The organism is Streptomyces sp. NPDC002206 (assembly GCF_053593595.1).
This window is the reverse complement of the sequence record NZ_JBSFCW010000002.1, coordinates 602677-624343: the sequence shown is the minus strand read 5'-3', so window position 1 is coordinate 624343 and position 21667 is coordinate 602677. Positions and strand designations below refer to the sequence as shown.

16 protein-coding genes are annotated in these 21667 nt (G+C 68.8%); 7 read left to right on the top strand and 9 right to left on the bottom strand.

Annotation, left to right across the window (positions count from 1 at the left end; genetic code table 11):
* Window positions 1-23 precede the first annotated feature (23 nt).
* Window positions 24-710 carry an SDR family oxidoreductase gene (locus ACWCP8_RS07695; protein WP_451114788.1) on the top strand — a complete coding sequence of 229 codons (687 nt, stop codon included), beginning with the start codon at window positions 24-26 and terminating at the stop codon, window positions 708-710.
* Window positions 711-1007: 297 nt separating this feature from the next.
* Here ACWCP8_RS07695 and ACWCP8_RS07690 read toward each other — a convergent pair whose 3' ends face one another.
* On the bottom strand, window positions 1008-2147 hold the full coding sequence (locus ACWCP8_RS07690) for a PP2C family protein-serine/threonine phosphatase (protein WP_451114786.1): 1140 nt from the start codon (window positions 2145-2147) through the stop codon (window positions 1008-1010).
* Window positions 2148-2861: 714 nt separating this feature from the next.
* On the opposite strand from ACWCP8_RS07690, the gene ACWCP8_RS07685 reads away from it, so the two are divergent.
* A complete protein-coding gene (locus ACWCP8_RS07685; RefSeq protein ID WP_352263502.1) occupies window positions 2862-3200 on the top strand; it encodes a MerR family transcriptional regulator in 339 nt (112 codons plus the stop codon).
* 539 nt (window positions 3201-3739) lie between these two features.
* Here ACWCP8_RS07685 and ACWCP8_RS07680 read toward each other — a convergent pair.
* Window positions 3740-4369 (bottom strand): alpha-ketoglutarate-dependent dioxygenase AlkB, encoded by a 630-nt coding sequence (locus ACWCP8_RS07680; RefSeq protein ID WP_451114783.1) that lies wholly within the window; start codon window positions 4367-4369, stop codon window positions 3740-3742.
* Window positions 4370-4713: 344 nt separating this feature from the next.
* On the opposite strand from ACWCP8_RS07680, the gene ACWCP8_RS07675 reads away from it, so the two are divergent.
* A complete protein-coding gene (locus ACWCP8_RS07675; protein ID WP_451114781.1) occupies window positions 4714-7260 on the top strand; it encodes an ATP-dependent Clp protease ATP-binding subunit in 2547 nt (848 codons plus the stop codon).
* A 239-nt stretch (window positions 7261-7499) separates the two neighbouring features.
* On the opposite strand, the gene ACWCP8_RS07670 is transcribed toward ACWCP8_RS07675, so the two are convergent.
* On the bottom strand, window positions 7500-8951 hold the full coding sequence (locus tag ACWCP8_RS07670) for a multicopper oxidase family protein (RefSeq protein WP_451114779.1): 1452 nt from the start codon (window positions 8949-8951) through the stop codon (window positions 7500-7502).
* A gap of 371 nt (window positions 8952-9322) precedes the next feature.
* Between ACWCP8_RS07670 and ACWCP8_RS07665 the strand changes: the two genes are divergently transcribed.
* Both ACWCP8_RS07665 and ACWCP8_RS07660 read left to right on the top strand, forming a co-directional pair.
* The gene (locus ACWCP8_RS07665) at window positions 9323-10648 is read left to right on the top strand and encodes a geranylgeranyl reductase family protein (protein ID WP_451114777.1); all 1326 of its coding nucleotides are present in this window, start codon (window positions 9323-9325) and stop codon (window positions 10646-10648) included.
* A gap of 250 nt (window positions 10649-10898) precedes the next feature.
* Window positions 10899-12170, top strand: a complete 1272-nt coding sequence (locus tag ACWCP8_RS07660) for an alpha-L-fucosidase (RefSeq protein WP_352263496.1) — start codon at window positions 10899-10901, stop codon at window positions 12168-12170.
* Window positions 12171-12172: 2 nt separating this feature from the next.
* Here ACWCP8_RS07660 and ACWCP8_RS07655 read toward each other — a convergent pair whose 3' ends face one another.
* From ACWCP8_RS07655 to ACWCP8_RS07635, 5 genes are all read right to left on the bottom strand, one after another.
* Window positions 12173-12952, bottom strand: a complete 780-nt coding sequence (locus ACWCP8_RS07655; RefSeq protein ID WP_352263772.1) for a helix-turn-helix transcriptional regulator — start codon at window positions 12950-12952, stop codon at window positions 12173-12175.
* Between the two features lie 723 nt (window positions 12953-13675).
* Window positions 13676-14491: an ABC transporter permease gene (locus ACWCP8_RS07650; RefSeq protein ID WP_327128225.1), complete on the bottom strand. Its 816-nt coding sequence runs from the start codon at window positions 14489-14491 to the stop codon at window positions 13676-13678.
* Between the two features lie 43 nt (window positions 14492-14534).
* A complete protein-coding gene (locus ACWCP8_RS07645; protein WP_352263492.1) occupies window positions 14535-15419 on the bottom strand; it encodes an ABC transporter permease in 885 nt (294 codons plus the stop codon).
* Between the two features lie 13 nt (window positions 15420-15432).
* Entirely contained in the window at window positions 15433-16635 is a 1203-nt protein-coding gene (locus ACWCP8_RS07640; protein WP_352263491.1) for an ABC transporter substrate-binding protein, read from the bottom strand.
* Window positions 16636-16688: 53 nt separating this feature from the next.
* Window positions 16689-17726 carry an ABC transporter ATP-binding protein gene (locus ACWCP8_RS07635; protein WP_356000752.1) on the bottom strand — a complete coding sequence of 346 codons (1038 nt, stop codon included), beginning with the start codon at window positions 17724-17726 and terminating at the stop codon, window positions 16689-16691.
* A 112-nt stretch (window positions 17727-17838) separates the two neighbouring features.
* Here ACWCP8_RS07635 and ACWCP8_RS07630 point away from each other — a divergent pair, with 112 nt between their 5' ends.
* Both ACWCP8_RS07630 and ACWCP8_RS07625 read left to right on the top strand, forming a co-directional pair.
* A complete protein-coding gene (locus tag ACWCP8_RS07630) occupies window positions 17839-18657 on the top strand; it encodes a FadR/GntR family transcriptional regulator (RefSeq protein WP_451114773.1) in 819 nt (272 codons plus the stop codon).
* Window positions 18611-19402, top strand: a complete 792-nt coding sequence (locus ACWCP8_RS07625) for a PDC sensor domain-containing protein (protein ID WP_451114771.1) — start codon at window positions 18611-18613, stop codon at window positions 19400-19402. The genes ACWCP8_RS07630 and ACWCP8_RS07625 overlap by 47 nt, the downstream gene beginning before the upstream one ends.
* A gap of 108 nt (window positions 19403-19510) precedes the next feature.
* On the opposite strand, the gene ACWCP8_RS07620 is transcribed toward ACWCP8_RS07625, so the two are convergent.
* The gene (locus ACWCP8_RS07620) at window positions 19511-21634 is read right to left on the bottom strand and encodes an alpha-galactosidase (protein ID WP_451114769.1); all 2124 of its coding nucleotides are present in this window, start codon (window positions 21632-21634) and stop codon (window positions 19511-19513) included.
* Window positions 21635-21667: the final 33 nt, after the last annotated feature.

Here is a 21667-nt window from a genome sequence, read left to right as displayed (position 1 = left end):
CGACCTGAACGGACCACTGAATCGTGACCACCTCGATCATCGTCGGAGGAAGCAGCGGACTGGGCCGCGCCGTAGCCCAGCGATTCGCCGACCGTGGCGACACTGTCCTCATCACCAGCCGCACCACGGCGCACGCCGACACGGTGGCCGGCGAAATCGGCGGCCTGACCAGAGGCCTGGCCATTGACCTGTCGCAGCCGGAGACGATCGCCGCCGCGCTCAGCGAAGTGCGCGCGGTCGACAACCTGGTGATCACCGCCATCAAACAGAGCGTCAACTCCCTCGCGGACTTCGATATCGCCGAAGCCATCGAGTCCGTGACCACCAAACTGGTGGGCTACACCGAGACCGTGCGAGCCCTGCGTGACCGGTTCAACCCCGGCGCGTCGGTGGTGCTCTTCGGTGGCCTGGCCAAGGAACGCCCCTACCCCGGTTCCACCATGGTGACCGCATTCAACAGCGGCATCACCGGCCTGGTGAAAACCCTGGCCGTGGAAATCGCACCCCACCGCATCAATGCGATCCACCCGGGCGTCGTGGGAGACAGCGCCAAGTGGCGCGACGCGCCCGAGCACCCCCACCTGGCGCGGACCCCCATCGGACGCCTCGTGACCACGGCGGAGGTTGTCGATGCCACGGACTTCGTCCTCCGCAACACCGGCGTCAACGCCCTCGACCTGTTCGTCGACGGCGGACTGCGCGTGACCTGACTCATCGGGAATCAGGCAGCCATGCGGACCCGCGCAATGGCTGGGAATGGACCCGCTGGAGGCCAGCCTCCTTCTGCAGGTGCGGCGAGCGGGGAACGCCGCACCTGCCGACACCCCGCAGCTCGGGGCGGGCGGCGGCGCATCCGGCGGGGCCCGGAGGTGGACGACGGCCTCGTGGACGACGTCTCGTAGGTCGTCTGTGCCGCTCACCGCACTCACACCTCCTGCTGCGCGCCGATCTCGGCGAGCGGCGCCTCGATGCGGGTCGCGATCGGCCGGGAAACCCACGGTGACGGCTCACTCCAGGTGCGGCCGGTGGAGGTGGTGGGAGGTGGTGCGTTCGATGACCAGGAGGGCGGCGTCGTCGGTGGGCTGCTCGCCGACGTGGGCGAGCAGGTCATCGTGGATGTGACGCAGCAGGGCATCGGGGCTGGTGGCGGAGAAGGAGGCGACACGCTCGGCGAGCGGGTAGAACTCTCCGGTCGGTGAGCGGGCTTCGATGACGCCGTCGGTGTAAAGCAGCAGGATGTCGCCGGTTTCGAAGGGGAACGGGTCGGCACGGCGGCTTGAGGGAGGCAGTTCGGACATGCCCAGTGGGGGTGCGGGGCAGCGCGAGTACAGGGCCGTCACCTGGTGATCGTGCACCAGCAGGGGCGGGGGATGACCGCAGTTGATCATCTGGGCCTGTGGGTCCTGGTCGAGAATGTCGAGTACGAGGGCGGTGATGAAGTGCTCCCCCGGATCGTGCTTGGTATCGGCCACATCCTCCAGGTTCCGGCAGAAGCTCTCCTCGAGTGCCGCCGTGAGCTCGGGCAGCGTGGCGTACCGGTGAGCACCTTCACGGAACGCGCCCAGCACCACCGATGCCTCTCCGATGGCGGCCATGCCTTTGCCCCGGACGTCACCGATGATCACCCGGGTGCCGGGATGGGCGGCGCGGGCGATCGCAAACAGGTCGCCGCCGATCTGGGTCTCGTCCTCGGCGGCCAGATACAGCCAGGCCACGCGCAACGGCCCGATCCGGCGGGGCGGAGGCCGCAGCAGAACCCGCTGTGCCGTCTCGGCCACCGATCGCGCCCGGCTCAGCTGGCGATCGCGCCGCTCCCGCACGTAGCAGACGAAAACTACCAAAGCGGAGAGCACGGTCAGGGCGGTGATCTGCGCAATGTGGTTGGACGTGGCCAGCCCGCCGTGGAGGACGGCGATGAATATCTGAGCAGCCACAGCCAGAACGCCGATTCCCGCAGTCAGCCATGGGCCGGCGAGGGAGGCGGTGAGTGCGGGCGCGATGACCAGAAACGGCCCCAGATGGACATCGGCCGGCGAGTGGATGTCCACCACAGTGATCACTATGATCAGCGCGAGCGGGATTGCCACAAGTCCCCTGCCCGACGGCTGCTCCAGGAGGCGGTCCATCGATACCCGCTCGACACCCATATACCTCATTGTGTCCCTCGTCCGAGGCGGCGCATGCTCCCGGGATGTCAGCCGCGGAGCAGGCCCGGAGCGCGTACGCACCACCTGCATCGGCGTACAGCCTTCCGTGTCAGGCAGCGTGCCCGCGCCCTCAGCCGTCGCACCCCGCCATCGTGCTTCCCGATGCGGTTTCGAGGGGGGCAGGCCATAGAACTCCACCATTCCCCCGCGCAGAAAATCTGTCGTGGCGGAAGTAGACATGCGTGCTCGTCGGAGTTAGCGTCTTTCTTGTAGCCAAGAAGTCAGCAATGCGTGGAAGAGACGAACTACCGCGCATGCAGGACAGAAGGAGGCTGTGGCACGGCAGTGGAGTGGCGGGGCCGGAAGTCCAGGGGTCTCCTCGCTGACTGCCGGGCCGGGCGGCCCATCGGGGCCGTCAGCGGTTCGCAAGACCGCAGTAGCAACCAGATGGATCAGAAAGACGAGAAGGAGGCAGACGCCATCAGGATCGCCCGGGCGAGGACGTAGTCGGCCCGGGTACCGCAGCCCCGGAACGGAAGGTGGTCCCACGGTCACGTATCCGCGATCCCCGCACTCGCCCCCATCCCCCGGGCGCCGGTGCGGAAACGACAGGCCGGCACCGCAGTAAGCCGGCAGATGGTGTTCAAATCCCTCGGGGCCCTGGTGCCGTACGGCACCAGGGCCCCCTGACGCGTTCCCCTATCAGAGGTGCAAATGACCGCAGAAGATCCGCTCGGCCGTCTGGACGACGACGACTATCCCGCCTACACCATGGGCCGGGCTGCCGAAATACTCGGCACGACCCCCGCATTCCTGCGGGCCATCGGCGAAGCCCGCCTCATCACCCCGTTGCGCTCCGAAGGCGGCCACCGCCGCTACTCCCGCTACCAGCTGAAAATCGCCGCCCGCGCCCGTGAACTCGTCGACCAGGGCACCCCGGTCGAGGCGGCCTGCCGCATCATCATCCTCGAGGACCAGCTCGACGAAGCCCAGCGCATCAACGAAGAACTGCGCCACCCCGCCACCCAGTCCCGCTCCAAGTCCGACGCCTGACCCCCCGACCTTGGAAACCGGCGACGGCCGGCGTCCCCACTGACATTCACCCGGCTGCTGAGAGGAATTGCGGTCTCACAGGCCGTCCACCACCAGCACGCGGACAGGGCTCCGACGATGGCATCGCCGGAGCCCTTCAGCAGACCGCGAAACACCGTGGACGAGCTGGAACAAGGTCTCCAGGACACCCTCGCCCGAACGTTGCCGGAGCAAGCAGAACGACCCAGGGCCCACACGATGACCGCGGTCAACTTCTCGTCGAACCGGCTCCTGGCCTGTGCCCGGCGACGCCGCCGTAGGACCACGACAACAGCAAGCAGTGCTGCCACGTCGATCGTCAGGACCTGACCAGCCCTCCTGCCAGCCCGCCTGTACGATCCCCGCGTTACCCAGGCCTCAGTTCGAGCTGATGGCGTTGCGCTACGCGCTCGGCCACTCCACGTCAAAGGTCGCCTGGTGCAACGGGCGGGATGACTTCGACACGAGGGCGGATCGTCCGTTCCCTCATGCCGGAATCCCGGCATCGGCGAGGCGAGAGGTCACTGCACCCCGTGCGGCCGGAACTGGATGCTGATGCGCCCTCCCGCGGCCCGTGCGGTCTTGGGGATGGCATGCTCCCAGGTCCGCTGGCAGGAGCCGCCCATCACGATCAGGTCGCCGTGTCCGAGCGGCCGCCGGACGACATCACCGCCGCGGCACGGGCGCAGCAGCAGGTCGCGGGGCGCTCCCACGGAGAGGATGGCGACCATCGTGTCCTCGCGGGCCCCCCTGCCGATGCGGTCGCCGTGCCAGGCCACGCTGTCGCGCCCGTCGCGGTAGTGGCACAGGCCGGCTGTCGTGAAGGGTTCGCCGAGCTCGGCGGCATAGTGCGTGGAGAGCGCCTGCCGCGCCTCGTCGAGGACGGGGTGCGGCAGCGGTTCGCCGGCACGGTAGAAGGCGAGCAGGCGCGGGACGTCCACGACCCGCTCGTACATCTGCCGTCGCTCGGCCTTCCAGGGAACGTCCGTGGCCAGCTGTTCGCACAGGGCGTCGGCGCCACTCAGCCAGCCCGGGAGCAGGTCGATCCAGGCGCCGTCACCGAGCTCGGTTCTGCGAAGCCCGTCCAGGGGGCGTAGGCGCACGTCGTCGCTCTGATCGAACAGGGATCCCTGGAGATGGTGCGATGCCATGTCTGCAGCATAGCTCGTATTCGAACATGTGCACTATTAGGACAGGCGGCGCGCCTCCGGGTGGATGCGCCGCGGTACGGGCCCGGACACCCTGGGGATGCCCCGTCGGACGCGGACCATCCCATGTGCCAGGAATAGCGGATCGATGCGCGGCGAGCACCCCTGCGGCTCCGCTGCCCCTTGGTCCGGTTTACCGACACGCAGCTCCCATATCGTCTAAATTGGGGCAAGTGGGGTTGCGTCGATCTGAGGTGACGCCGGACCTGCGGGACCGCGTCCAACACGGCTTCACGTGCACTGAGACAGCGTGGCCCGGTCGGGCCGGGCCACGGGGACGGATACTCATGACCGACGGACAGAAGGGTCCCGAGGACCGCGGTCCGGACCCCCTCGGAGACTTCCTCTCGCACTTTCTCGGCAGCGGACAGGGGGACGAGCCGCCCGACCCGCGGCGCATCGACTTCAGCCGGCTGTTGAGCGGCCCCGCACGGCAGCTCGTCACCGTCGCCGCGTCCTATGCCGCCCAGCACGGAAGCACCGACCTCGACACGGAGCATCTCTTGCGGGCCGCGCTCTCCACCGAGCCGACGCGCCGCATGGTCTCGCGGGCGGGTGCCGATCCCGATGCGCTCGCCGCCGAGATCGACCGGCAGGCCGGGGAGGGGCCGCCGCGAAACTTCATCGCCGTCACGCCGGCGGTCAAGCGCGCTCTCCTCGACGCCCATGAGATCGCGCGCTCCACCGGCGCCTCCTATATCGGCCCGGAACACGTACTGGTGGCACTCGCCGCCAACCGCGACTCCACAGCGGGGCAGATGCTCAACGCCGCGCACTTCTCGCCGCCCGCCGGTGCCCGGGACGGCCTCGCACCCGCGCCCGGCAGCGCCGGCCCGCATCACGGCCCAGCCGAGCGGAACACCCCCAACCTGGACAAGTTCGGCCGCGACCTCACCGACCTGGCCCGGGAGGGCCGCATCGACCCGGTCATCGGCCGTGACCAGGAGATCGAGCAGACCATTGAGGTCCTCGCCCGTCGGAGCAAGAACAATCCCGTCATGATCGGCGAGGCCGGAGTGGGCAAGACCGCCATCGTCGAGGGGCTGGCCCAGCGCATCGCGGACGGCGACGTGCCGGACATCCTGCTGGGTCGGCGTGTCGTCCAGCTCGACCTTTCAGGAGTCGTCGCCGGTACCCGCTTCCGTGGGGACTTCGAGGAACGGCTCACCGGCCTCATCGACGAAATCCGCGCCCACTCGGGCGGGCTGATCATCTTCATCGACGAACTGCATACCGTCGTCGGGGCGGGCGGCGGCTCCGAGGGCGGCCCGATGGACGCGAGCAATATGCTCAAGCCCGCCCTGGCCCGCGGCGAACTCCATGTCGTGGGGGCCAGCACGCTCGAGGAGTACCGCCGCTACATCGAGAAGGACGCCGCGCTGGCCCGCCGGTTCCAGCCGGTTCTGATCCCCGAACCCAGCCCGGCGGACGCCGTCGAGATCCTGCGGGGTCTCCAGGACCGCTACGAAGCCCATCACCAGGTCCGCTACACCGACGAGGCACTGCTCGCCGCCGTCGAGCTGTCCGACCGCTACCTCACCGACCGCTACCTGCCCGACAAGGCGATCGACCTCATGGACCAGGCCGGCGCACGGGTCCGGCTGCGCTCCTCCACCCGCGGCACCAACATCCGCACCCTGGAACGCGAAGTTGAGCAACTCACCCGGGACAAGGACCAGGCCGTCGCAGCCGAGCAGTACGAGCGGGCGTCCGAGCTGCGCGACCGACTCGCCGACCTCGAGCAGCGGATCGCCGAGGGAAACCACGTACAGCAGCCTCGCAGCCATGTCGCCGAGGTCACCGTCGAAGACATAGCCGACATCGTGTCCCGTCAGACCGGAATTCCCGTCAGCAGCCTCACCCAGGAGGAGCGGGACCGGCTGCTGGGCCTGGAGGAACATCTGCACAAGCGCGTCATCGGCCAGGACGAAGCGGTGACCGCCGTCGCCGACGCCGTCATGCGCTCGCGGGCCGGTCTGGCCGACCCCAGCCGCCCGATCGGGAGCTTCCTCTTCCTCGGCCCCACCGGCGTCGGCAAGACCGAACTCGCCCGCGCGCTCGCGGAGGCGCTCTTCGGGAGCGAGGACCGGATGATCCGTCTCGACATGAGCGAGTACCAGGAACGGCACACCGTCAGCCGCCTGGTCGGCGCTCCCCCTGGTTACGTCGGCTTCGAGGAGGCCGGACAGTTCACCGAAGCGGTGCGAAGGAACCCCTACTCGCTGCTGCTCCTGGACGAGATCGAGAAGGCGCACCCCGACGTCTTCAACATCCTGCTGCAGGTACTCGACGACGGGCGGCTCACCGACTCCCAGGGCCGCACGATCGATTTCAAGAACACCGTCATCGTCATGACCAGCAACCTAGGTTCGCAGGCCATCACCGGTCGCGGCGGCGCGATGGGCTTCGGTGCCGGCGATACGGACGCCGACGAGCAGGCCCGCCGCGAGCGGGTGCTCCGCCCCCTGCGCGAACACTTCCGGCCGGAGTTCCTCAACCGCATCGATGAGATCGTGATCTTCCGCCAACTCGCCGACCAGCAGCTACGGCAGATCACCAACATGCTGCTGGACGACTCCAGACGCCGGCTCCGCGCCCAGGACGTCACCGTCGACGTCACCCTGGCTGCTGTCGAATGGCTCGCCCAACGCGGCTACCAGCCCGAATACGGCGCCCGCCCGTTGCGCCGTACGATCCAGCGCGAGGTGGACAACCGGCTCTCCCGCATGCTGCTCGACGGCAGCCTGCAGCCCCACAGCCGCCTCCAGATCGACGTCGGCGACGGCGAGCTGACCATCCGCAAAGAGGAAGAGTCGGAGCAGCCTGCGAGCTGACCCCGAGTGGCGGCCCGGACAGCTGACCCTGCCCGTCACCTCACGACACATGAGCCGTCGGTACAGCGCTGCCCCGCTCTCAACGGTCGCATCAGCGCCCGGCGAAGCAGCCGGTCGCAGCGTCCGTGCTGAAACCGTGCGCGCCTGACGCTCCGGCGGTCCGTCGTCGCGTCGAGCTCGTCCCTCCGTCGTCGGCACGATGGTGGCGCTTCGCCCTGGTGCTGCGGGGCGTCGGCACGCTACTTGACGATCTCGAGCACCGCCATCATGCCCGCGTCCTCGTGATTGAGGATGTGGCAGTGGAGGACGGTCTTGCCGGTGTAGTCCGTGAAGTGGATCCGGATGACAAGCTGCCCCTTGGCGGGCACGCTCACCGTGTCCTGCAAGCCGTGGCCATGGTGCGGACGACCGTTGATGCTCATCAACTGGAAATCGTCGACGTGCACGTGGAACGAGTGTTCCTCGTTGCTGTCGTTGCGCACGGTCCACTCCTCGACCGTGTTCAGCTTGGACCGCACGTCCACCCGATTCGGGTCGAACTGCTTGCCGTTGATGTAGAACTTGGTGCCGTCCTTGTTCTCGGAGAACACGAGGGTGCGCCGTGCGGCGATCGCCGCGTGGCTCAGCTCGTCGGTCGGCGCGAAGGGCGAGGTGGGCAGGGCCGCCGGGTGCGCGGAAGGTCCTTCGGCCACCAGGGTTGCCAGGGTCGCCTGCGGGAACTGGTTACCGGCCGGCCCTGTCTTGTAGGCGAGCGTCTGCAGCTGGGTACGGCCGACCGGACCGCCTTGTACGAGCACGTCGAAGCGGGCGCCCGCCGCGAGGAGAAGCGAGTCGGCCGTCCAGATCCGGTCAACGGGGTTCGCGTCGTGGGCAATCACATGGAACCGTTGACCTTGCAGGCGGAGGTTGTAGTAAATGTTGGCGCTGATGTTGGCCAGCCGCCACAGCTGGGTCTCGCCCGGCCGGATGCGGATGGTCGGGTTCAGCTGGCCGTTGACCGTGCGGTTTGTGGGTGCGCCGATGTGCAGGCCCTTGGTCCTGACCGCATCGCCCTCGACCTGGAAATCCTTGAGCGCGATGACGTGCTCGGTGATGTGGCGCAAGCCCGTCGGCAGGTACTGCTGCAGTCCGTCGACGATGAGGACGCCCGACATGCCCCCGGCGACCTGCGGCGCGGACATCGTGTGCGCATGGGAGTGGTACCAGTAGGTGCCGGGAGCGAGGTTCTTCGGGAACTGGTAGGCGTAGTGGAACGTCTCGCCGGGGGAGATGTGGATGAAGACGTTGTCGGAGTTGCCGCTCGGCGACACATGAAGTCCGTGAACATGCAGATTGGTGAACTCGTCCAGCGAGTTCTTCATCGACAGGTCCAGCTTGTCCCCCGGCCGGATCCGCAGCGTGGGGGGCATGTAGCTGCCGTTGTAGGTGAGGGCCCACAGCTTGCGGCCGCCCACCTCCACCTTTCGTCTCTCCACGACGAGTTCCACCCGCAGGACTCCGTTGCGGCTCACCATCTGCGCCGGCTCCTCCAGCGGGGCGCCCTGCGCAACCGCCGGCGACTGCGAGCGGACGGGCACCGCCTGCGCCGGTTCACGGTCCGGTGACCGCTCGCCGGCACAGCCACCGACCAGGAGGGCCACGACGGCAACGACGGCAGTGGCGAGTTCGGGCAGCTTCGATCGGGACCGCATTACATCTCCACTCTTGGAACCCCTGCATCTCACGTAGCTCGCTACCAGGGAGCACGCGGTCCGAGCCGTTCGCGACCCCGGTAGACCGTTCGCGCGCCACAACCACCCAGGTGAACGCGGGGACGTTGCAGTACAACCCGAGCCATCCCCGTGCGCCGGAGCGAGACACGACGCGTTCGCTGCCGTCGCCGGCGCGACCACCACGACGGAGACGATCGCGAGTGTGCCGAGGAGATCGGCCGCGGTGAACCGCAGCGTGCGGGGACGGCCGGACATCCGGCAAGGTTCCGCACCGGCTCGTCCTGATCGATGATGACGTACCGGGCTGCCGTCCTCGGTGCGGCACCGGCTGTCCCAGGAAAGGGGTCCCCATGCGGGAAACGACGCCAGAGCAGTCCCCGGCGGACGATCGCTCCGTCCACGGCTCGGGCGAAGAAGCCGATGTGATCGTGGTGGGGGCGGGGCCTGCGGGCTCGTCCGCAGCTTTCCACCTCGCCAGGGCGGGCATCGATGTCCTGCTCCTGGAAAAGGCCCACTTTCCCCGGGAAAAGGTGTGCGGGGACGGCCTGACCCCGCGGGCGGTGCACCAGCTCATCCGGATGGGCATCGACATCAAGGCACCGGGGTGGACGCGTTCACGCGGTATGCGATGGGTGGCCGGTGAGCATCAGGTGCACATCGACTGGCCGGCCCTGGGGCGCTACCCGGACTTCGGCCTCTCGCGCAGTCGGCATGACTTCGACGACATCCTCGCCCGCCACGCCGTCGGAGCAGGAGCACGGTTGCGCAACGGGGTGAAGGTGACCCGGCCCGTGACCGACCGCGCCGGCCGCATCACCGGCGTCACCGCCACGGCCGGACCGAAGGAGCCGGTGGTCTTCCACGCACCGATCGTCATCGCCGCCGACGGTGCTTCCGCGCGCCTCGCCCTCGCCATGGGCCTGCAGCGGGACAAGAGCAAGCAGATCGCGACAGCCGCTCGCCGCTATTACCGCAGCCCAGAGCGGTCGCAGGAGGAGTACCTGGAGTTGTGGGCCGATCTCCGCTTCCCGGGGAGCGATCACTACCTGCCGGGATACGGTTGGATCTTTCCCATGGGAGACGGCCGCGTCAACGTCGGGCTCGGTGCGCTGCCTCACCGGCGGCACGGCACCGCGGACCTGCGTGCCACGTTGGACCAGTGGCTGGCCCGCACACCTCACGCCTGGGGACTGCGTGAGGAGAACGCCGAGGGCCCTGTCCGGAGCGCGGCGCTGCCCCTGGGTTTCAACCGTCATCCCCTCTATACCCGGGGGCTCCTCCTGGTCGGCGACTCCGGAGGCATGATCAGCCCCTGGAACGGGGAGGGCATCGGCCAGGCCATGGAAGCCGGCGAAGTCGCAGCCGAGAGGGCCGCGCTCGCCCTCGCCCTTCCCCCGGGCCCCGGGCGGGAGCGAGTGCTGCACGGCTACCCAGTCGAAATGAACCGCCGCTGGGGGCGCTACTACCGTCTCGGCAACACGGCCGCCGACGTCATCTTCAGCCGTTCGGGTTTCCAACCGATCCTCAACCGGTACGTCATGGGATCGCCGTTTCTGCTCAACACCCTGGCCCGGATGCTCACCAACCTCACGGACAAGCCCTCGCACGACGTGATCGACCATGTACTCAACACTGTCGTCCGTCTGGTCCCGGCACCGAATGTACGCAGACGCTGAACGACCAGTCTGCGATTGCCCTACCTGCGTGGTCGTCCCGGCCAAGCCGACACGTTGCCGGTCCATGGAGCCGACGCGGCGCCGTTGTAGCCAATGCTGACCGGCCTTGAGCATGCGCACCAGCTCCTCAAGGCCGGTCAGTACTTCACCGGGCGCTTGCGCGGCGCACCCTGCCCACAGGGTGAAAACAGACCAGTAGTGGTGACTGCGCCCCACGCGCGGACGGCGCACCCCTGCCTAGCGTGATCGCATGCCAATGCAGCCCTGGTTCTCCGATGCCAAGTTGGGCATCTTCATCCACTACGGGATCTACGCCGTCGACGGCGTCCCCGAGTCCTGGTCGTTCTACACCGGCGAGGTCCCGCACGAGCAGTACATGAATCAGCTCGACCGCTTCACCGCCTCGAAGTACGACCCGAAGGCCTGGGCGGAGCTGTTCGCGCGCGTGGGTGCCAAGTACGCGGTGCTGACCGCACGCCACCACGACGGCGTGGCCCTCTGGGACACCGAGCAGGGCGACCTGAACGTCGTGCGGCACGCGCCCGCCGGCCACGACCTCCTTGCCGGGTATGCCGACGCGCTGCGCGAGCAGGGCCTCAAGGTCGGCCTGTACTACTCGCACTCGGACTGGAACCACCCCGACTATGCGAGCACGGTGCACACCGACCCACCGAACGAGGAGGTGGCCGGAAACCGTTACGCCTCGGCCGCACCCGGCACGGAGGACCCCGAGGCCTGGGCACGCTACCTGGCGTACCGCAATGCCCAGGTCGCCGAGCTCGTCGAGCGCTTCCGCCCCGACCTGCTGTGGTTCGACGGCGAATGGGAGCGCAGCGAGGAGCAGTGGAAGATGCGGGAGCTCTCCGAGGAGATCCTCGCGGGCAACCCGGACACCGTTCTCAATGCACGGATGCTCAGTTACGGGGACTACGCCACGCCCGAGCAGGGCGTGCCGCTGCAGGCCCCGGACGGGCCGTGGGAGCTGTGCCTGACCGTCAACGACTCCTGGGGGTACCAGCACCACGACCACAACCACAAATCCGTGCGCCAGCTGGTGCGTTATTTCGCCGAGACCATCGGAATGGGCGGCAATCTGCTCCTCGACGTCGGCCCCAGGGAGGACGGCACGATCCCTGCCGAGCAGGTCGAGCGTCTCGAAGGACTCGGGGGCTGGATCGCCAAGCACTGCGGCGCCGTGTACGGCACGGTCGCCGGACTCCCAGCAGCGCACCACTACGGTCCGAGCACCCTGTCAGCAGACCGCCGCACCCTCTATCTGATCTGCTTCGACGCACCGCGCGAGACCATCGGACTGCGTGGCCTGCGGACCCCGGTCAAGCGTGTGAGCGTGGTCGGCTCGGGCACCGAGCTCGGCCACCGGGTCATCGGCGGCCTCGGCGAAGTGCCCGGAGTTCAGTGGATCGACGCCCCCACGGGTGCAGATGTGGACGAGTACGCCACCGTGCTGGCCGTGGAGCTCGACGGCGAGCTCGACCTGTACCAGGGCGCCGGCCGCGACTGATGTCAGCCGCCGGCACGGATCGCGCGCGGCGACGCGCCCAGTTCGCGCCGGCACGCCTTGTTGAAGGCCTGCAGATCGCCGATTCCTACCGAGGCCGCCACGGCGGGGATCGACAGCGTCGACTCGCGGAGCAGATGGCGGGCCTGCTCCATCCTGCGCCGCCGGATGTACGCAACGACGGTGCCGCCGGTCTCCGCCCGGAACAACCGGATGAGGTGGTTGTGCGAAACCCCGGCGGCCTCCGCCACTTCGGGCACGGACAGCGGCCCTGCCAGGTGGGCCTCGACATGGGCGACGGCCGCGGCGACCGGGCTGTGCGCCCGCTCGGCACCCGCACCTCGTGGCGCCGCGAGCTCGGCAACCCGCCACAGGGCGGCCCACACCTCGGCGGAGGCCCGGGCCCGGCTGCGCGGAGCCACCGCGACGGCCTGCTGCAGCAGACCGGACAGCATTGGCGCCTCCGCACCGGCGTTCTGCATCAGGGGGACGGTCAACTGCTCGCCGGACTGCGGAAGTTCCAAGTGCGCGTAGAGGTGCTCGGATCGCCCGCGGTAGCGGTACTGCACCAACGCACCGGGCGGCGCCAGGCTCACGTGCCCCGGCCGGATCGCGTGCACCACACCGTCGACGGTGAGCTCGCCTGCGTACCGGTACAGATGCAGTTGCCACAGATCCGGAAGCCGGAATACATCGCGAAGGCTCCCGGTCCCATGCACGCCGACGCCCACGCTCGCCACACGAGGTGGCTCGTCCAGGCACACCTGAACGAGGGAGCCGGTCATGGCAGCGGTGCGCACGATGAAAACCTACCAGCGAGGCAGAGACCACTGTGCCGGGCAAGAGGCGCGAGCAGCGGGCGGCGTCCAGGCTTGCAGCCGTCCCGCCCCGCGGTGGTTCGGTCCCACAGCGCACGAGCGATCAGACGACTCGTCCGCTGCCGCCCGGTTGGGGAAGTCGGTCGACATGCGCCATGGATCATGGAGGCATGCCGGCATGACCATTGTCCGAAAGGCTCATGCCGCGTAAGCGGCCGGGCGCGCTCCGCGCGTCCCAGTGGAGAGCGACAGAGAGCGTGTCGTGGCGTATCCGGCGCATGTCACCGCGGACGAGTGCCCTCATTCACCATTTGGAGCATCAATACCCCGAGTTGGACCTGGCGACGGAATCCGCTCTGCGGTTGTACCGGTGGTTCCTGTCCCAGCCCGCATGGAGTCCACCGGTTCATGAGCATCCGTGTCCTGCTCGCCGACGACAACGAATTCACGCGCCGCGGGCCGACCTGGATCATGGACTCCAGCCCCGGCATCGAGGTGTGCGGCGAAGCCGTCGACGGCGAGGAGGCGGTGGCCCGGGCCGGGGAGCTCCAACCGGCCCACCGTGCTCGCCCTCGAACTCGACGGCGAACTCGATCTCGACCGCGGTCAGGGCAAGGGCTGAGCCGGCCTGCTTCCCGACCGGCATCCCGACCTACGTCAGTGAGCCCTTGGGATATGGGGGCGTTCCTGTCAGATGCGGCTGCCGGAGGCGGTGTCCGACGACAGCCGTTGGGCGAGGTAGATCGGTATGACGGACAACAGGACGAGGACGGCGGCGACGACGTTGACGACAGGGGCCTGTTGGGGACGGGCCATGTTGGAGAAGATCCAGACGGGGAGGGTCTGGACGCCGGGCCCGGCGGTGAAGGTCGTCACGACGATCTCGTCGAAGGACAGGGCGAAGGCGAGGAGTCCGCCCGCTACCAGCGCGGAGCGCACCAGCGGGAAGGTGATGTCGACGAACGTACGGAAGGTGTGGGCCCCGAGGTCCATGGCGGCCTCTTCGTACGACCCGGGCATCCGGCGCAGCCGGGCGATCACGTTGTTGAAGACGACCACGATGCAGAAGGTGGCGTGGCCGACGACCACCGTGAACATTCCGAGGCCCACTCCGAGCGGTTCCAGCACCGTGCGGAAGGCGGTGTTGAGCGCGACACCGGTGACGATGCCCGGCAGTGCGATCGGCAGGACGACCACGAAGGAGATGGCCTCGCGTCCGAAGAACTTGTAGCGCTGGCAGGCGAAGGCGATGAGCGTGCCGAGGACCAGGGCGATCGCGGTCGCACCGAGCCCGGCCCTGACCGAGGTCCACAGCGCGTCGCGGGCGCCCGAACTGTGCCAGGCGGCAACCCACCAGTCGAAGGTGAGGCCGGGCGGCGGCCAGCCCGAACTGCGGTCCGGATTGAGAGAGTTGACGAGGACCAGGAGCAGCGGGACGTAGATCACCGCGAAGCCGAGCCCGGCGGCGATGCGCAGTGTGACGCGCGCGGGGCGGGAGAGATTCATCGGGGGCCTTCGCTGTGCGTGATACGGGGGTGAAGGAGAGGGGTCAGAGACTGCTGAGGGCTCCGGTACGGCGCACCGCGAGCAGATAGAGCACGATGATCACGACGGGCACGGTGCCGAGTGCGGCGGCCAGCGGCAGGTCCAGGGTGATGTTGGAGTAGATGAGGTTGCCGATGAGCTGCGTCTTTCCGCCGACGATCTGTACGGCGATGTAGTCGCCGAGACTGAGCGAGAAGGTGAAGACCGAGCCGGCCGCGATGGACGGCAGGATCATCGGCAGCACCACGGAGCGGAAGGTCCGGCCGGTGCGGGCGCCGAGGTCGGCGGAGGCGTCGAGGAGGCTGGCCGGGAGCTGCTCGAGTCCGGCGTGGATCGGCAGGATCATGTACGGCAGCCACAGGTAGGTCAGCACCAGGACGGTCGCGGTCAGTCCGTAGCCGGGCCCCTCGAGTCCCAGCGGCTTCAGCGCCCAGTCGAGCAGACCGCCCTGGGCGAGGATGAGCCGCCAGGCATATGCCTTGACCAGGTAGCTGGCCCACAGCGGCGTGAGGATCGCCACGACGAGGAGCGGCCGCCGCTTGGGGTTCGCGATGCGGGCGGTGTAGAAGGCGATCGGGAAGGCGATCAGTACACACAGCGCGGTGACCGCGAGGGCGACGCCGATACTGCGCAGGGCGACCTGACGGTAGACGTCGGTGGTGAACAGTGCGGCGAAGTTCTCCGTGTTCCAGATCTTCACCACGTTGGAGGTGAAGGAGTCCGTGGTCCAGAACGCGGAGAGGAACAGCACGGTGAGCGAGCCGAGGTAGGCCAGGGCGAGCCAGGCCAGTGGCGCGGAGAGCAGCAGGGACAGCTGCAGCCGGGGGCGGCGGTGCAGGGTCCCGGCGAGCCGCCGGACGGGTCCGGCGGCAGGCGCGGTGGTGGTCATGGACAGGAAACCCTCAGCCCTTGATCTCGGTCCAGGCCTGGACCCACTTGGTGTACGGCACGCACTTGGTGTCCGTACGTCCGTCCACGCACTGCGCGATGGGCGTGGTCCAGAAGTGGACGTCCTTCCAGTACGACTCGTCGGCAGCGTGGTAGGTGGTGCAGTGGTTCTTGTCCGCGGTCAGCGTGCAGGCCTTCGCGTTGGACGGGGCCTCACCGAAGTACTCGGCGACCTGGGCGTTCACCTTCGGCGAGATGATCCAATTCATCCAGTTGTAGGCGCAGTTGGGGTTCTTGGCCTTGGCGGAGATCATCCATGTGTCCGACCAGCCGGTGGCACCCTCCTTGGGGAGGACGGCCTTGACCGGAACCTTCTCGGCCTGGGCGGTGTTCAGGATCACCTGCCAGCTGGTGCCGACCACCGAGTCGCCGCTCTTGAAGGCGGACACCTCCTTCAGATAGTCGCTCCAGTACTCACCGACGTTGGCGTTCTGCTCCTTGAGCAGGTCGACGGCGGCGTCGAACTGCTTCTGGTCCAGGGCGTACGGGTCCTTGATGCCGAGGGACGGCTCGGTCTTCATCAGGTACAGGGCGGCGTCCGCGATGTAGATCGGCGAGTCGTACGCCGTGACCTTCCCCTTGTACGCCGAGGACTTGTCGAAGACCGCGGACCAGGAGTCGGGCGCCGGGGAGACCTTCTTCGTGTTGTACATCAGCAGGTTGGCGCCGCGGCCGTGAGGGATGCCGTACGAGACACCCTTGACCGAGTTCCACTGCTGGTCCTTCAGCCCGGAGAAGACGTCCTTGTAGTTGGGCACCAACTCGGTGTTGACGGGCGCGGCGTCGCCGGAGGCGATCAGTCGCAGCGCAGCGTCACCGGAAGCGGAGACCGCGTCGTACTGACCGGTCTTCATCAGGCTGACCATCTCGTCGGAGGTGCCCGCGGTCTTGGTGTTGACCTGACAGCCGGTCTGCTTCTCGAAGTCGGTGACCCAGTCGACCTTCGGATCGTTGGAGCCGTCCTCGGCGTATCCGGCCCACGCGATCAGGTTCACCTGGCCCTCGGTCTTGCCGAGGGTCTTCTGCGCGGTGAGCTTGGGCGGGGTGAAGTCGCCGCCGCCGGGCGACGTAGCAGCGGTGTTCGAGGAACCGCAGGCGGTGGCGAGGAGCAGGGCGCCGAGCGCGGCCGCTGCTCGGGACGTTCGGTTCAGACGCACAGGGTTCTCCACGGGAGGGAAGGGGCGGGGACGGGTCGTGCGGGTGTGTGCGCTCACCGGGCCTCAGGGACCTGGAAGTTGTGCCGTCGGTGCCACTGGAGGGTGACCCGGGAGCCACGGAAGGCGGCGACGTCCTCGGAGGAGGTCTCCAGGTTCTGCTGGAGGGCGGTGAGCCGCCCGCCTGCGTCGAGGTCCACCAGGAAGCGGGTGGCATCTCCCAGGTAGACGACCTCCGCCACGGTGCCGGTGGCACGGGAGTGCTGCGGCTCGTCGGCGATGGCGGACTCCTTGAGTACGCGGATCTTCTCCGGCCGGATGCTGTACGTTCCCCGGTCGCCCACGACCTGCTCCGCGGCGTCGTCGGTCAGCAGGTTCGACGTACCGACGAAGCCCGCGACGAACGGGGTGGCGGGACGTTCGTATATCTGGGCCGGGGTCCCGATCTGTTCGACGCGGCCCTGGTTGAAGACCGCGATCCGGTCGCTCATCGTCAGCGCTTCCTCCTGGTCGTGCGTGACGAAGACGAAGGTGATGCCGACCTCGCGCTGGATCGCCTTGAGCTCGACCTGCATCTGCTCGCGCAGCTTGAGGTCGAGGGCGCCCAGCGGCTCGTCGAGCAGCAGCACCTTCGGACGGCCGACCAGGGCACGGGCCAGCGCCACGCGCTGACGCTGGCCTCCGGAGAGCTGGGACGGGCGACGCGTCCCGAAGTCTGCGAGACGTACGCTCGCCAGGGCCTCCCTGGCCTGCTTCAGCCGCTCGGCCTTGGGCACCTTGCGGACCTTGAGACCGTAGGCGACGTTCTGCTCCAGGGTCATGTGCGGGAAGAGCGCGTAGTCCTGGAAGACGGTGTGCACGTCGCGCTCGAAGGGTGCCAGACGAGTGACGTCGGAGCCTGCGAGCTCGATGGTTCCGCCGGTGGGAGCCTCGAAGCCGGCGATCATCCGGAGCACTGTGGTCTTGCCGGAGCCGGACGGCCCCAGCATGGAGAAGAACTCGCCGTCCGCGATCTCCAGGTCGACTCCGGCCACGGCCTCTGTCCGGCCGAAGGACTTACGCAGGTTCTGCAACCGGATGGCCATTCCCTCCATGGGGGGAACCTTTCTGGTGCTGTCGGGAGTTGGCTGTAAACATATGAAGTCATAGTTCTAATTTCAAGGCCCCGCTAAGGTAAAAGCTGGGTCAACTGGCAAGGTGGTGATCGTGAATCGAGACAGACCCGGCGCCCGCAGAGTCGTCTTCACGCCGGTCGACACCCTGGCTCGCGTGGATGCCGTCGTGCGGCGGCTCGGTGATGCCATCGACCTCGGACTGCTCGCCGACGGCGAGCAGCTGCCCGGCGAGTCCGACCTCGCCGCCCAGCTCGGCGTCTCCACCGTGACCCTGCGGGAAGCGCTGATGGCACTGCGGCAAAGGGGCCTGGTCACCACCCGCAGGGGCCGCGGCGGAGGCAGCTTCGTCACCGTGCCCGACGGTCCTGCGGAGGACCGGCTGCTTGCCCGCCTCTCCGACTGGAGCACCGAGGAACTCCGCGATCTCGCCGACCACTGGGCGGCCGTCTCGGGTGCCGCGGCGCGGCTCGCGGCCCAGCGCACCGAGCCCGAGGATCTGCAGCAACTGCAGAGATCTCTGGCAGAGATGGTGGAAGCCAAGGACTCGGGGGCGCGCAGCCGCATCTTCGGGCGCTTCCATGTCGAGCTGGCCGCGGCCGCCCAGTCCGCCCGGCTGACCAGGGAAGAGGTCACTCTCCAGACCGAAGTGGGGGCACTTCTGCGCCTCGTACTCTGCGAGGACGGGCACCTCAAGGACACAGCGGATCGTCACCGCGCCGTAATCTCAGCCGTGCATGATGGGGCGGATGACCGTGCCAGGGCCCTGGCCGAACAATGCGTGCAGGCCTCCATGGCGCGCCTGATCGAACTCCGCCTCGGCTCGGCCGACGGTGCGCGCGGTCCCCGTCCGAAGGAGGGCCCCGATGGGCAGCAGTCCCCGTCTCGCAAGCGCCGGAGCGGCAGTACTTGACGAGCGGGCGGTCGCCGACGCGGCCGCCCGCGTCCAAGACGCGCTCGAAGGAGTCTTCGACGCTGTGGGCAGGACCGCTACGGACACGGAGGCGGTGCTCGCCTCGGCCGTCGCGGACGGCCGTCGGCCGGTCTCGGCCGATCTGGCCGCGCTCCGCTCCGGCCTGCACGCCCGTCTCGCCCGGTACGAACTGGTCTCGGGGATCGGCTTCGTGGCGGTGCCCGGACTGCTCGACGACGTACCGGCGTGGCTCGAGTGGTGGCAGACCACCGTGGACGGTGCCGTGCATCCGTTGTTGCTGGACCTGGACCCGGAGCACTCGGCGTACTCCGACTACACCCACTGGGACTGGTTCACCCTGCCCCGCGACACCGGACAGCGGGCGGTCGCGGGACCGTATGTCGACTACCTCTGCTCCGACGAGTACAGCCTCACCCTCTCCTCGCCGGTGACGATCGGGGGACGCTTCATGGGAGTGGCCGCCGCCGACGTCTACCTGCGGCGCTTCGAAGCGGTCGTCATGCCCCTGCTCCAACGCCTGCCGGGACCCGCCCGCCTGGTCAACGCGCGCGGCCGGGTCGCTGCCTCCACCGACCCCCAGCACCTGGTCGGATCGCTCACCAAGGGCCCGGATTTCGCGGCGGTACTGGCCGGCTCGGCCGACGGCGCCGAACACGGCGGGCTGCAGCTCCGCCCCTGCCACGGCGTCCCCCTGATCCTGATGACGACGGCGCCCCCGGCATGAGGCAGGCCGCCCGCCTCGTTGCGGGGCGGCATCTGCGACGGGCGCGGTCGACTGATGCCGGAGTCGCATGGGCGGTCACCGTCCTGCCCCTCCCCCGCCGCTGAGCGGTCAGGGAACCCGGATCAGGTGCACCACCGCGCTCGCCCAGTCGCCGGGCGGCAGCCCGGGCTGTATCCCGTACTCCCGGAGCACGGTCGCAGAGTGGACCGTACCGGTGCGGGCGTCGCGGTAGCGGGCGTCGGGATCGAGGCCGGCCAGCCGGAGCGGGCGTGACGGCCTGCCATGTGGTGATGCCCGCTGCCAGACGAGCAGGAGTGTCTCGCTGCCGTCGGCGGCGAGGTACTGCGTCGCGGCCGGTCCATCGTCGACCGGGGCTCGCAGCCGGTGCTGTGTGCCGTGCTGTACGAGGTGCCGTACCCGCTTGTACTCGGCGAGCAGGCCGGCGCCCTCGGCCAGTTCGGCCTCGGACCACCGGGAGAGGTCTCCGCCGATGCCCAGGGCGCCGGCCATCGCCACATGGAAGCGGAAGCGCAGGGGGACGGAACGGGCGGTGAGCTGGTTGGGCACATCGGTCACCCAGGCGGCCATGGTCCGTGCCGGGTAGAGCTGGCTGTATCCGTGCTGGATGGTGACGCGGTCCGCGGCGTCGGTGTTGTCCGAGGGCCATGCCTGATCGGTGCGGGACAGTATGCCCAGGTCCACCCGCCCTCCGCCGCCGGAGCACGCCTCGATCCGGAGGCGGGGGTGATCGGCGCGGAGCCGGTCGATGACGTCGTAGAGGTGGTGGACGTACGTCGTCCACACCTCGTCGGCCCCGTCCGCCCGGTCCGGCCAGCCGGCTTCGCTGAATGCGCGGTTCATGTCCCACTTCAGGAAGTCGATGCCGTGGTCGCCGACCAGCCGGGTGAGCCATCCGTAAGCCCACTCGGCGACGTCGTGGCGGGCGAAGTTGAGGACCAGCTGGTTGCGCAGCTCGGTACGGGCGCGGTGGGGGAAGTGAAGCACCCAGTCCGGGTGCTTGCGGTAGAGGTCGCTGTCCGGGCTGACCATCTCCGGCTCCACCCAGAGGCCGAAGCGCATACCGAGCCGGTGCACCTCCTCGACCAGGGGCGCCAGCCCCCGGGGAAAGCGGTCCGGGGTCGGTGTCCAGTCACCGAGTCCGGCCTCTTCGCTGCGGCGCCCCCCGAACCATCCGTCGTCCATGACGTAGAGCTCCACGCCGAGCGCCGCCGCCCGGGCGGCCAGCGCCCTCTGGCCCGCTTCGTCGACGTCGAAGCCGGTCGCCTCCCAGGAGTTGTAGAGAACCGGCTGGATCTCCTGGGGGTACGGCAGTACGTGGGCGAGGGTGTACGCGTGCCAGGCCCGGCTCGCCGCGCCGAAGCCGCCCTCGCAGTAGAGGCCGGCGTGGACCGGGGTGGTGTACTCCTCACCGGGGCCGAGCGGGAGGGACGGGCCCTCGTGGCCGGCGCCGGCGGTGAAGCCCGCACGGCCGTCGGGGGTGCGCTGCACGGTGATGCGCCAGCTACCGCTCCAGGCCAGCGCCGCACTCCACACCTGACCGTGGTTCTCGGTCGCGTCGCCCGCGTCGAGCATCACCCAGGGGTTCGCGTGGTGACTGGTGATACCTCGTCTGCTGGTGAGGACTGTTTCGCCGAATGGCAGCAGGTCCCGGCGGAGTTGAGTCTCGGCCGACCACTGGCCGGTGACGTGGCTCAGCCGGTAGTCGTCCCGGAGCGGCAGGGTCCAGGCGGCGGAATCCGCGCGCTGGAGTGCGACGGGGGCGTCGCCGTCGTTGCGCAGCACGGTCCAGCGTTCGATGACGTCGCTGTCGTCGTGGACCCGGTAGTGGAGTGCCACCCGAAGGGGGTTGAGGCGGTCGCGGAAGTCCAGGACCAGCTCCGCCGAGCCCGGCGCCGGCTCGTGGACCCGGTGCCCGGTGGCCTGCCATTCGAAGGCGCGGGTGCCATCGGCGAAGCGCACCTGCAGCGAGGGGGGTCCGTACCGCGGTCCGCCGTCGACGGGCAGTTCGTCACCGACGGACGGCCGTCCCTCGAAGCTGCTGGCCGGGGGTGCCGACTCAGTGACGAACTCCTGGACCTCCTCAAGCGTCAGCGCGGGTCCCCACGCAAGGTGGCAGGGCGCTCCTGTCGCATCGATCCGTAGCGCGTACGAGGTGCGCGGGGTGGAGAGCAGCCAGACCCCGGTGTCGGCGGCGAAGGCGATCACAGACATTGATCCTCACGTTCAGGTTGCGCCACGAAGGCA

What these genes read in the sequence shown, in the direction of transcription:
- ACWCP8_RS07690 (WP_451114786.1), bottom strand. Translation starts at nt 2,147, where the DNA reads ATGGGTGTCGAGCGGGTATCGATGGACCGCCTCCTGGAGCAGCCGTCG.
- ACWCP8_RS07685 (WP_352263502.1), top strand. Translation starts at nt 2,862, where the DNA reads ATGACCGCAGAAGATCCGCTCGGCCGTCTGGACGACGACGACTATCCC.
- ACWCP8_RS07680 (WP_451114783.1), bottom strand. Translation starts at nt 4,369, where the DNA reads ATGGCATCGCACCATCTCCAGGGATCCCTGTTCGATCAGAGCGACGAC.
- ACWCP8_RS07675 (WP_451114781.1), top strand. Translation starts at nt 4,714, where the DNA reads ATGACCGACGGACAGAAGGGTCCCGAGGACCGCGGTCCGGACCCCCTC.
- ACWCP8_RS07670 (WP_451114779.1), bottom strand. Translation starts at nt 8,951, where the DNA reads ATGCGGTCCCGATCGAAGCTGCCCGAACTCGCCACTGCCGTCGTTGCC.
- ACWCP8_RS07665 (WP_451114777.1), top strand. Translation starts at nt 9,323, where the DNA reads ATGCGGGAAACGACGCCAGAGCAGTCCCCGGCGGACGATCGCTCCGTC.
- ACWCP8_RS07660 (WP_352263496.1), top strand. Translation starts at nt 10,899, where the DNA reads ATGCCAATGCAGCCCTGGTTCTCCGATGCCAAGTTGGGCATCTTCATC.
- ACWCP8_RS07655 (WP_352263772.1), bottom strand. Translation starts at nt 12,952, where the DNA reads ATGACCGGCTCCCTCGTTCAGGTGTGCCTGGACGAGCCACCTCGTGTG.
- ACWCP8_RS07650 (WP_327128225.1), bottom strand. Translation starts at nt 14,491, where the DNA reads ATGAATCTCTCCCGCCCCGCGCGCGTCACACTGCGCATCGCCGCCGGG.
- ACWCP8_RS07645 (WP_352263492.1), bottom strand. Translation starts at nt 15,419, where the DNA reads ATGACCACCACCGCGCCTGCCGCCGGACCCGTCCGGCGGCTCGCCGGG.
- ACWCP8_RS07635 (WP_356000752.1), bottom strand. Translation starts at nt 17,726, where the DNA reads ATGGAGGGAATGGCCATCCGGTTGCAGAACCTGCGTAAGTCCTTCGGC.
- ACWCP8_RS07625 (WP_451114771.1), top strand. Translation starts at nt 18,611, where the DNA reads ATGGGCAGCAGTCCCCGTCTCGCAAGCGCCGGAGCGGCAGTACTTGAC.
- ACWCP8_RS07620 (WP_451114769.1), bottom strand. Translation starts at nt 21,634, where the DNA reads ATGTCTGTGATCGCCTTCGCCGCCGACACCGGGGTCTGGCTGCTCTCC.